General features: G+C 65.1%; 7 protein-coding genes and 1 pseudogene. 1 reads left to right on the top strand and 7 read right to left on the bottom strand.

The window, feature by feature from the left end; translation table 11 throughout:
- Positions 1 to 48: 48 nt before the first annotated feature.
- From QZ269_RS05280 to QZ269_RS05300, 5 genes are all read right to left on the bottom strand, one after another.
- Positions 49 to 1,254 carry a hybrid sensor histidine kinase/response regulator gene (locus QZ269_RS05280; protein WP_291425037.1) on the bottom strand — a complete coding sequence of 402 codons (1,206 nt, stop codon included), beginning with the start codon at positions 1,252 to 1,254 and terminating at the stop codon, positions 49 to 51.
- Complete coding sequence (locus tag QZ269_RS05285; protein WP_291425039.1) at positions 1,251 to 4,634, bottom strand: CHASE domain-containing protein; 3,384 nt, start codon at positions 4,632 to 4,634, stop codon at positions 1,251 to 1,253. The genes QZ269_RS05280 and QZ269_RS05285 overlap by 4 nt, the downstream gene beginning before the upstream one ends.
- Positions 4,631 to 5,479: a shikimate dehydrogenase gene (gene aroE, locus QZ269_RS05290; RefSeq protein ID WP_291425041.1), complete on the bottom strand. Its 849-nt coding sequence runs from the start codon at positions 5,477 to 5,479 to the stop codon at positions 4,631 to 4,633. Before aroE ends, QZ269_RS05285 begins: the two co-directional genes overlap by 4 nt.
- A gap of 266 nt (positions 5,480 to 5,745) precedes the next feature.
- A complete protein-coding gene (locus tag QZ269_RS05295; RefSeq protein ID WP_291425043.1) occupies positions 5,746 to 6,822 on the bottom strand; it encodes a quinone-dependent dihydroorotate dehydrogenase in 1,077 nt (358 codons plus the stop codon).
- Between the two features lie 92 nt (positions 6,823 to 6,914).
- Positions 6,915 to 7,472, bottom strand: coding sequence for a superoxide dismutase family protein (locus tag QZ269_RS05300; RefSeq protein WP_291425044.1), 558 nt, complete (start codon positions 7,470 to 7,472; stop codon positions 6,915 to 6,917).
- A 215-nt stretch (positions 7,473 to 7,687) separates the two neighbouring features.
- Here QZ269_RS05300 and QZ269_RS05305 point away from each other — a divergent pair, with 215 nt between their 5' ends.
- On the top strand, positions 7,688 to 9,739 hold the full coding sequence (locus QZ269_RS05305; RefSeq protein ID WP_291425046.1) for a thioredoxin domain-containing protein: 2,052 nt from the start codon (positions 7,688 to 7,690) through the stop codon (positions 9,737 to 9,739).
- A 29-nt stretch (positions 9,740 to 9,768) separates the two neighbouring features.
- Here the strand turns inward: QZ269_RS05305 and QZ269_RS05310 are convergent, their stop codons facing one another.
- Both QZ269_RS05310 and QZ269_RS05315 read right to left on the bottom strand, forming a co-directional pair.
- Positions 9,769 to 9,987 carry a hypothetical protein gene (locus QZ269_RS05310; RefSeq protein ID WP_291425048.1) on the bottom strand — a complete coding sequence of 73 codons (219 nt, stop codon included), beginning with the start codon at positions 9,985 to 9,987 and terminating at the stop codon, positions 9,769 to 9,771.
- Between the two features lie 138 nt (positions 9,988 to 10,125).
- Positions 10,126 to 10,503, bottom strand: a pseudogene (locus QZ269_RS05315) (hypothetical protein); the annotation flags it as partial.

Genomic DNA, 10,503 nt, shown 5'->3' on the forward strand with positions numbered 1-10,503 from the left:
CGGCAGGACGCCGGGTTGCCAACTCCATGCCTGGAACCCGGGCCGGTATTACTCGTCTTCATCCTCGTCGAGCAGCGGCAGGCGCACGCAGAAGGTCGCGCCGCCGCCGGGCGTGTCGGACACGTCGATGCGGCCCCCGTGCGCGGTCACGACCTGCTGGGCGATGGTCAGGCCCAGGCCCGCCGACCCGGCTTCCTTGCCCCGGAAGAACTTGTCGAAAATCTTGGGCTTGATATGGTCGGGCACCCCCGGTCCCCGGTCAATCACACAGACCTCGACCTCGCCGGGGCGGTCGCCTACCTCGATCCTGACCTTGTCGGGGCTGCCTGCCACCCGAATGGCGTTGCTCACGAGGTTGGCGAATACCTGATTGAGCCGCCCCGGATCGCCCACGATTTCGATGCTCCTGGCCTTGACCTCTACGCCATAGTCGCGTCCGACCTGCTCCAGCAGCCGCCCCACATTCATAAAGTGCATCTCAACGCTCTGAACCAGTTCACCGCGCGAAAGTTGCAGCAGATCGTTGACCAGCCGGGTCATGTTCTCAGCGACGCGCTGCGCGTCCTGAATGACCTGCGAGCCGCCTGCTTCCCGATCAGCGCGGCGTAGGTAGCCCAGCAGTGAGGTCAGCGGGGTACGCAGCTCGTGGCTGGTTTCGGCCAGAAAAGTTTTTTGCAGGTTCAGGGCTTCTTCAAGCTGTTTGGCCTGCACTTCCAGGCGCTGGCTCTGGCGCTCGGCCACGCCGCGTAGCCGCTCGACTTCGGTCAGGCGGGCCTGCAAGGTCACGTTCAGCGCCCGAACCTCGTGTTCGGCCCGTTCGCGGGACTCGCGGGCCTCGGCCTCGGCCAGGGCGCGGCGCACGCTGGCGGGCAGGCGCTCCAGGCGCTGCTTGAGAATGTAGTCGGTCACGCCCTGGCGCAGCGTGTCTACGGCGACTTCCTCGCCCATCGCCCCAGTCACGATGATGAAAGGCAGGTTCGGATACAGCTTGTGCGCGGCCTTAAAGGCACTTAGGCCGTCGTAGGCGGGCAGCGAGAAATCGCTGAGAATCAGGTGTGGCGGGCTGCTCCGCAGGGCACCGAGAAAGCCCTGCTCGTCTTCCACCCGCGTGACCTCGGCTTCCCAGGGCAGGTCGCTTTCCAGATTCAGCACCACCAGCTCGTGGTCGAGTTCGCTGTCTTCGAGGTGCAGAATGCAGATCTTCTCGCCTGGAGCGGGCAGGGTGGGCAGGGAAAGTACGGGTTCTATGGTCATGGTTCCTCCGGGCGAGCGCTCAGCGGCAGGGTGACCGAAAAGATCGCGCCCTCGCCCAGCACGGTTTCAGCCGATACCTGTCCGCCGTGGCGCAGCACGATGCGGCGCACGTTCGCCAGTCCTATACCGGTGCCGTCAAATTCCTCGTCACGGTGCAGGCGCTGAAACACTCCGAAGAGTTTATCCGCGTATTTGGGATCGAAGCCCACGCCGTTGTCTTGCACCTGGACTGTGACCTCCTGGCCGCGCACCACCCCACTGACCCGGATGTGGGCCTGCTTACGCGTTCGGGTGTACTTGAGCGCGTTGGACAGCAGGTTCTGAAAGACCAGATCAAGCAGGGTCGGGTCCCCTTTGATGGTGGGCAGTTCACCGAGTTCAAAGCTGACCTGGCGCTGCAAACGGTCGGGTTCCAGGTGATCCCAGGCGGTCTGAACCAGTGTCCCTAGCGCCACGGGCACAGTCCGGATCGGCATGCGGCCCATGCGTGAAAATTCAAGCAGGCTGTCGATCAAGACGTTCATGCGCGCCGCCGCCTCGGTGATGACGTTCAGGTAGCGGGTGCTCTTGGGACTCAGGGTGTCTGCGGCGTCCTTCCTGAGCAGGTCGCCGAAGCCCACCACGTGCCGCAGCGGTGTACGCAGGTCGTGGCTGACCGAGTAACTAAAGGCTTCGAGTTCCCTATTGGCCTCTTCCAGTTCGTTGGTGCGGCGCTGCACCCGCTCTTCCAGCGACTGATTGAGGGCCTGCAACTGATTTTGCGCGGCCTGGGCGCGGTCGCGCAGGGCGTCGTTGTCAAGGGCCGAGGCCAGGCGCTGGCTGAGTTCCCCAACCAGCTCATGGTCGCGGTCATGCAGTTCCTGCCGGTAAGCCAGCCCCAGCACCCCCCGCAGGCTACCGTCCAGCCCGATCAGCGGCACGCAGATGGCCCCCGACGCCTCGACCACATGCAGCAGCGGGTGCACCGGCACAACAACCGGTTCCTCGGTCTCGGCCACCTGCCGCACTATCTCGTAGACGGTCTCCTGAAGGTGCGGCAGAGACCATTTTTCGTTGACCTGCGACCTGACCAGCACCTGGTAGTCAGGCATGGTCCAGATGGTCGCGGCCACCATGAAGCGCTGGGTAATGAGTGAAAGGACCGATTCGTACTTGGCTGCTCGGGCGGCCAGCGGATCGTTGACGCGGTTGGTCAGTTCACTCGACACGTCGGCCAGCAGCCGCGAAGCGTTTTCGGCGTACACGCTGGCGTCAACGTCCGTACTGGTGCCGACCCACTCGATAATCTGGCCCCGGTTGTCCCGCACGGGCAGGCCACGTGTCACGAAGGTGCGGTAGACGCCGTCGGCTCCCAGCAGGCGGTGCTCGGCCTCGAAGTTGCGCCCGGCCTTCAGCGCCTGCTCCCAGCGCAACTGGTACTCGGCGCGGTCGCCCGGGTGTATGGTGGCGATCAGGCCCTGTGTGCTGCGCTCTGCCCCTACGTATTCCGCCCAGCGGCTGTTGAAATAGGTCGCTTCGCCCTTGGGGTTGGTAAGCCACACGATCTGCGGCATCCCCTCGATCACGCCCCGGTAGCGTTCCTCGTTGCGCTGGGCAAGGCGCTCGGCCAGCAGGCGGTCATGAATATCAGTGGCGCTGGCGACCCACTCGCTGGCCTGCCCGTCTGGCGTCAGGAGCGGCGCGACCCGGATTTCAAACCAGCGGTCGCGCAGTTTGGCCCCCTGCTTGTCCTTGCCCTCTCCGACGCGCAGCCGCACCTCGGAATACGACTGCGTCAGCATGCTGTAGGCGTTTTCCCACATCAGGGTGTACGTCGCCAGATCTTCTGGATTGACCCGCTGCCGCACGTGCTCCGGCCCCAGCCGGTGGCGGTGCTGGGCGTTGCGGTAGGTGACTTGCCCCGCCGGATCGCTGACCCACAGAATATGCGGAATTCCGTCGAGCACGTCGCGCGAACGGCGCTGTTCAGAGTGCAGCGCCTGCTCGGTCTGAACCCGTTCGGACACGTCACGAACCACTTCGAGCAGGCCCAGCAGTTCGCCCGACTGTCCCCGCACTTCGGTGCGCTGCGCCTCGCCCTGAAACTGGCTGCCGTCGCTGCGCTGGTACGGCGTGGTGATGGCCTGGAAGATTCGGCGGCTGTCCAGATTGCGGTCCACATGCAGCCCTGAAAGCGGTTGCCCGTCCAGTTGCCCGCGCCGGAAGCGGAACTGACGGTTCATGGCCCGGTTGACCATGCGGATGCTTCCGGCCTCGTCGGTAAAAGCCGCCGCGTCCTGCATCGATTGAAAGATGGCCTCGAATTCGGCGCGGGCCTGATCCTGCTGAATCTGGGCTTCTTGCAAGCTATCGTTGATCGCCTCGACCCGTTCACGGGCCTGAACCTGGGCCAGCATCACGCGGTAAGCCAAAAAGGCCACCCCCAGCCCCGCTAGCACCGTCATCAGCGGAACCCAGGTAAAGATGTCTTGCCCGAACTTTTCCGGCGCGGCGTAGTTGATAGTCCAGTTCAGTCCGCCCAGATTGAGCCGGTCGGTCTGGTGAAATCTGCCGCTGGGCACCGGGCCGTCGAGCAGGGGAGTGCCTCCCAGCAGCGTCTGCGATGAGATGCCGGGAATGCCGTAAACCGTGTCGAGTGATTGCAAAAACAGGTCGGCCCGCACGGCCAGATACATGAAGCCCTGAAGCTGTTCGGGCGAGTGCGAGTGGGCCAGCGCTGCCGGGCTGTCGTGCCAGATCGGCAGCAGCATCAGGAAGCCGGGGTAGTGCCTGCCCTGCGGGTCGGTCTGAACCAGCAGCACACGGGACGTGACCTGAAAGCTGTCTGCTCTGGCGGCGCGTTGGATGGCGGCCCGTCTGATGGGTTCAGACATCATGTCGTAGCCTAGGGCCGCCATATTGCTGCCATTGAGCGGCGAAATCAAGACGATAGGGCTGCGCATGGCTTGGCCGCTCTGCGCGGGAAAAATATGGTAGTTGGTCAGGCCCAGCGAGGCCACCAGGGTTTCCAGCGTCGCCTCGGAACCGCGTGGCAGCCAGGTGACGTAGCCCAGCGCCTGCACGTCGGAGTAACGCTCGCTGAGTTGCAGCGCCTGACTGAACTGCTGAAATTCAGTCGGGGTCACGTCTGCCGGATTGGCCAGCCAGAAGGCGCGGGTAGCCTGGAGCAGCTTGTCGAAGTCCAGAAGGCGCTGCTGCGTGGCCGTCGTGTGGGCGCTGACCTCGCGCTCGAAGCGCACCTGCTGCTGCTGCAACGTGAAATGCGAAATGATGGTTGACAGCGCCGCCGAGAGCAGCATGACCAGCAAAAGCACGGCCAGCGGCAGGCTCCGGCTCCAGCGCACGTGCCAGTGGCTGAAGCGCCCCAGCCTAGAGGTCACGCCTGTTCACCGACAGCCGCTTCACCGCCGAGCGCTTGCAAGAACACCCCAGCAGGAACCTGCGCCCCTGTCCAGGCTTCAAAAGCCAGCCGCGCCTGGTGGGCCAGCATTCCCAAACCGTTTTCGGCCCGCAGCCCGGCGGCGCGGGCGTCGCGTATCAGGCGGGTTGGGGCGGGCTTGTACACCATGTCGTACACGGCTGTACCCGCCAGCTGTCCGAAGTCGAACTCCGGCAGGGGGGTCTCCCACGGCGCGTCTAGTCCAGCGCTGCTGCTGTTGATAACGAGGCTGATGTCGGCCCAGGGCACTTCTGGCAGCCGTGCGGCGCGCGCTCCGGCAAAGGCCCCGGCCAACCGTCTGGCGTTGTCGGGCGTGCGGTTGACGATATACACCGACCTGCCTTGCTGGGTGGCGGCGTACACAGCGGCCCGCGCCGCGCCCCCCGCCCCCAGAATCAGCACGCTGCCACTGCGGGCCAGCATGTCGTGTGCGTTCAAGGCCGCCAGTAGGCCGGGGGCGTCGGTGTTGTCGCCGATCAGCCGCCCCGCACGGTTAATGACCGTATTGACCGCGCCGATGGCCCGCGCTGCCGGAGTCAAGTCGTCGAGCAGCGGCAAAACCGTTTCCTTGTGGGGCAGGCTCAGGTTGGCACCCAGGACATCCGGCGCACGCAGGCGGGCCACCCGGTCGGCAAGCTCGGCTGGCGTCACCCGCACCGCCTCGTAGTCGCCACGCAGACCAGCCGCAGCAAAGGCGGCGCGGTGCATCAGGGGCGAAAGCGAATGCGCGGCGGGGTCGGCATACAAGTAGGTGCGGTAAGCCGCCGGAACGTCAGTGGAACTCACGTGCTCCAGTCTAGAGCAGCTTGTACCACTAGGCCATTTGTGGCCCGCCACTCCGAACGGTTTTCCAAGTAGAGCGGCCCCTGTGCAGCGTCTGCCCGCCTGGTCTAATTTGCAAAGTTCAACCCGAGCGGACGCCAGGCCATAGGCCGCTGGGCGCTCCGAGTGCAACCCCTGCCGGTCATAGGTTCAGCGAACCACGGATACCCGTATTTTTACCTCTCGCCTCCTCCCGGATTGGGGTTCGCACGCACTGTTCATTCCCGCGTTTATTCCTGCCCTACTGCGTCTGCCACCGAACTGAAACCGTCACGCGCCAGCAGTTCGCTGAGGCCGGTGTTGAGGCGGCGCACCAGCCCCGGCCCCTCGTAGATCAGGGCGCTGTAGACCTCGACCAAATTGGCCCCGGCGCGGATTTTGGCGTAGGCGTCCTGGGGCGTAAAAATGCCGCCCACCCCGACAATCGGAATCTGGCCCCGCGTCAGGCGGTAGGCGGCCCGCACCAGCTTGGTGCTGCGCTGCGTAAGGGGTTTTCCGCTCAGGCCGCCGCTTTCCCGGGCATTCGGATGCTGTAGCCCTTCGCGTGAAAGGGTCGTGTTGCTGACTATCAAGCCGCCCGCACCGCCCTCCAGCACGGCATTGACACTGGCCCCGAAGTCGTCGGGGTGCAGGTCGGGGGCCAGCTTGACCAGCACGGGCGGGCGCCTGAGGGTGCGGACGCGTTGGGCCTCGACTTCCTGCACCACGGCCTGCACCAGGGCCCGGAGGTCGTCGGCGGCTTGCAGGGCGCGGAGGCCGGGCGTGTTGGGGCTGCTGACATTGATGACGAAGGCGTCGGCCACGTCTTGCAAGGCCCGAACACACTTAAGGTAGTCCTGCACGGCGTCGTCGTTGGGGGTGAGCTTGTTTTTGCCGATATTGACCCACACCGGCGCTGGGCAGCCAGTGGCCTTCAGGTGCGTGTGCAGCGCCGCCGCACCGGCGTTGTTAAATCCCATGCGGTTAATCAGGGCCGTGTCGCTGGGAAGGCGAAACAGCCGGGGGCGGTCATTGCCTGCCTGGGCCAGCGGCGTCACCGTGCCGACCTCGATAAAGCCAAAGCCCAGCGCCGCAAAAGCAGGCACCGCGACCCCGTTTTTGTCCAGCCCGGCGGCCAGGCCCACGGGTGAGGCGAAGGTCTGCCCCCACAGGCTCTGGCTTAGGCGCGGGTCGCTGGGGGCAGTGAGTGTGCGGGCCGCCCCCGGCCACGCCGGAACGCGCGAAGCAAGGTGCAGGGCACTGATCGTCAGGTGGTGGGCGTCCTCGGCGTCGAGACGAAAAAGCAGGGGCTTAAGCAGGCGGTACATCTCCTACAGCATAGGTCCTCTGGCCGCAGCCTCAACTCTGTGCCTGTGTTCCGGCGTCCCTGCGCCTGAAAGCGCCCCCTGATGGCGCGGAATCAGGATCCGAGAATAACGCCGCAGCGTTCGCGTGGGCCGCTGTTGCCGCTGGGGTCGGTGTGGTAGTCGTCAGGGGCAGCGTGAATGATGATGCTACGCCCGATCACGCTGTTCGCCCCGCTGAGGCTGATCTTGGCGGTCAGGAAACTGGCCGTCGCGGTGCCGTCGTCGTTGACCATAAGCATGGGCAGGTCGCCGCCGTGCCCCTGGCTGTTGCCGCTTTCCGGCGAACCGTGATGGCCTGCTCCCGCCGGGTCAAAGTGACCGCCCGCCCCGCCGAACACAGTGACTTTGCCCTCGGCGTCGGTGGTGTTGGTGCAGGCGGGGTTAGCGTGAATGTGCATCCCGTGCATTCCGGCGTTCAGGCCGCTAACCCTGACCTGTACGCGGGTGCCTGCCTCTTCAGGGCTAAAGGTGGCCGTGCCTCTGGCCGCGCCAGAAGAATCGACCAGCTGGGCGGTGGCTGCCGGGGCCTTTTGCAGGGTGGTGCAGGCCGAGAGGCTCAGAGTAGCGGCGACAAGAGCGGGAAAAAGGCGGCTATGCAGGGTACTATGCACGGGTATTCCTCCATCGGGTGAATAAGGGCGTAGGACGCTTCACTTTGAGCCTTCTGGGCAGCACTGACAACCGCACGAAAGCCGAACTGTGTGGTCTGGCGAGACACAGCGCAGCTCCAGACACAGCGCAACTCCAAACGCAGCGCCAGGCCAACAGTGGGCATACGCCGATTATACCGTGCTGCCGCACACGGGCTGTGCGCTACCCTGGCCCCATGCCCAACCGCCTGGCCGCCGAATCCAGCCCGTACCTGCTGCAACACGCCGACAACCCAGTCGACTGGTGGCCCTGGTCGCCGGACGCTTTTGCTGAGGCGCGGCGGCGCGATGTGCCGGTGCTGCTGTCAGTGGGCTACAGCACCTGCCACTGGTGCCACGTAATGGCTCACGAGTCTTTCGAGGACGGGCCAACCGCGCAGTTCATGAACCAGCATTTCGTGAACGTCAAGGTGGACCGCGAGGAAAGGCCCGACGTGGACGCGGTGTACATGGCCGCGACCCAGGCGCTGACCGGGCAGGGCGGCTGGCCGATGACCGTGTTCCTGACCCCCGACGCCGAACCGTTTTACGCCGGAACCTATTTTCCGCCGCGTGAGGGAATGGGAACGCCCAGTTTTATGCGCGTATTGAGCAGTATCTCGAATACCTGGCAAACGGGGCGCGAGCAGGCCCTCGGCAATGCCCAGGCGCTTACCGAGCATATCCGGGAGGCCAGCCAGCCCCGCGCCAGCCGCGCCCTGCCCGCCGAGGCCCTGAACCGCGCTGTGCAACACCTCTGGCAGGTATACGACGATCAGCTCGGCGGTTTTGGCCGCGCTCCCAAGTTTCCTGCGCCGACCACGCTGGACTTTTTGCTGACCCAGCCTGACGGGCGCGACATGGCGCTGCACACCCTGGGCAAGATGGCGGCAGGCGGCATTTACGACCAGCTGGGCGGCGGGTTTCACCGGTACAGCGTCGACGCGCAGTGGCTGGTGCCCCACTTCGAGAAGATGCTGTACGACAATGCCCAGCTGGTGCGGGTACTGCTGCACGCCTACCAGCTCACCGGAAACGCTGAGTACGCTGAGCTGGCCCGCGCCACGCTATCTTACCTTGAGCGCGAGATGCTCTCTGCGGCGGGCGGTTTTTACTCCGCGCAGGATGCCGATACCCACACCGAGCGCGGCGGCGTAGAGGGCCTGACCTTTACCTGGACGCCCGCCGAAATCCGCGCCGTGATGAGCGGGGCGGGCCTGGAAGCAGACACTGACCTTGTTCTGCGGCACTTTGGCGTCACCGAGGAGGGCCATTTTCTTGATCCGCATCAGCCCACATACGGCAAGCGGAATGTGCTGCACGTGACTACGCCCCTAAACGTGCTGAAACGCGACCTGGGGGACGACGTGCCGGAGCGGCTGGAGCGGGCCAGGGCGATCCTCTTGGCTGCCCGCCAGCAGCGCCCGCAGCCCGGCACCGACGATAAGGTGCTGACCTCGTGGAACGGTCTGGCCCTGGCCGCTTTTGCCGACGCCGCGCGAATTCTGGGCCAGGGGCACTATCTGGACGTGGCCCGGCGTAACGCCGACTTCGTGCGCCGCGAACTGCGCCTGCCGGACGGTACGCTGCGCCACACCTTCAAAGATGGTCAGGCCAGGGTCACGGGCCTGCTGGAAGACCACGCGATCTATGGCCTGGGGCTGGTCGCGCTGTATCAGGCGGGCGGGGACTTGGAGCACCTGCACTGGGCGCGGGAACTGTGGCAGGCGGTGCGCCGCGACTTCTGGGACGAAACGGCGGGCGTGTTCTACTCGTCCGGCGGTCAGGCCGAAACGCTGCTAACGCAGCAGGCGCAGGCCTTCGACTCGGCCATAATCAGCGACAATGCCGCCGCGACTTTGCTGGCCCTGTGGGTCAACCGTTACTTTGCCGACGAGCAGGCAGAAACCACCGCCCGGCGCGTCATTGACACCTTTTCGGGCGACATGCTGGCCGCTGCCGGGGGCTTCGGGGGAATGTGGCAGGCCACGGCCTTTTTGCTGGCCCCGCACACCGAGGTCGCCATTGTCGGCACCCCTACCCAGCGCGAACCGCTAGAGCGGGCGCTGGCCGGGCATTTTCTGCCCTTTACGGCGCTGGCCCCGGCTCAGGAAGGGGGCGACCTGCCCGTGCTGGAAGGTCGCCCCGGCGGGGGGCGAGCGTATGTGTGCGTCAACCGCGCTTGTCAGTTGCCCACCCACGATCCGGCGGTACTGGCCGAGCAGGTGGCGGCGCTCGAACTGCGCTGAGGAACTGTGCGGAGGAACTGTGCTGAGGCTTACCTCGCACTGCCCACCCGCCATACCGCCCGCCCCAGCTCCTGACCTGCGGGCGAATGCAGGCGGAGCAGCCAGCCCGCCGCCGTGGGTTCGGCCACACAGGAGGCTTCGGCGAGCGGCCCCGGATGCTGGCCGTCCTCACCCAGTCCTTCCAGCACCACGTCATGCGCGGTAGACAGACTGACGCTGGCGACGCTGCCCTGTGTCATCTCTACCACGCCCGAACTACCAAAGGGCCGCCCCGCCCACTTGAAGCCCAGGCCCCCGGCTTCAGGGTGAACGGCTGACGGCCTGACAAATTTTATGAGAGAGGGCGTAAAACCAGTGTACAGCCGACTTCAAGCGTCGTTATGGGGTCAGGAAATTTCTTCTTCCGCTTTCCCAGAGGTTCTGGGTCTGGCCCACCTGGCACTGCCAGGTGGGTCTACCATCCGCCGTTTGCCTTCTGTGACGATCTGTACGCCTTTAGTGATCAGAAAGAGCGTTGCCAGTGCCAAAATCATGACGAGCCTATTCAGGCTCGTGACATCACGCAGCTTCGACGACTCCAGACCGTGGAAACCATTTTTGTCGTCCAGAAAGCCCTCTTCAATCTGGAAGCGTTCGCCGTACTCCGCGAACGTTTCCATGTTGGTCGGCTCACTACTCACAACCTGCCACTGCTCGTGAGCGTCTGTCGGGCTAGCACCCGCGACATGGCCGGGGCCCAAGGCCTGCCCAGTGATCGCGCCGGG

This window comes from Deinococcus sp. (assembly GCF_018260405.1).
Classification (GTDB): domain Bacteria; phylum Deinococcota; class Deinococci; order Deinococcales; family Deinococcaceae; genus Deinococcus.

What these genes read in the sequence shown, in the direction of transcription:
- QZ269_RS05280 (WP_291425037.1), bottom strand. Translation starts at nt 1,254, where the DNA reads ATGACCATAGAACCCGTACTTTCCCTGCCCACCCTGCCCGCTCCAGGC.
- QZ269_RS05295 (WP_291425043.1), bottom strand. Translation starts at nt 6,822, where the DNA reads ATGTACCGCCTGCTTAAGCCCCTGCTTTTTCGTCTCGACGCCGAGGAC.
- QZ269_RS05305 (WP_291425046.1), top strand. Translation starts at nt 7,688, where the DNA reads ATGCCCAACCGCCTGGCCGCCGAATCCAGCCCGTACCTGCTGCAACAC.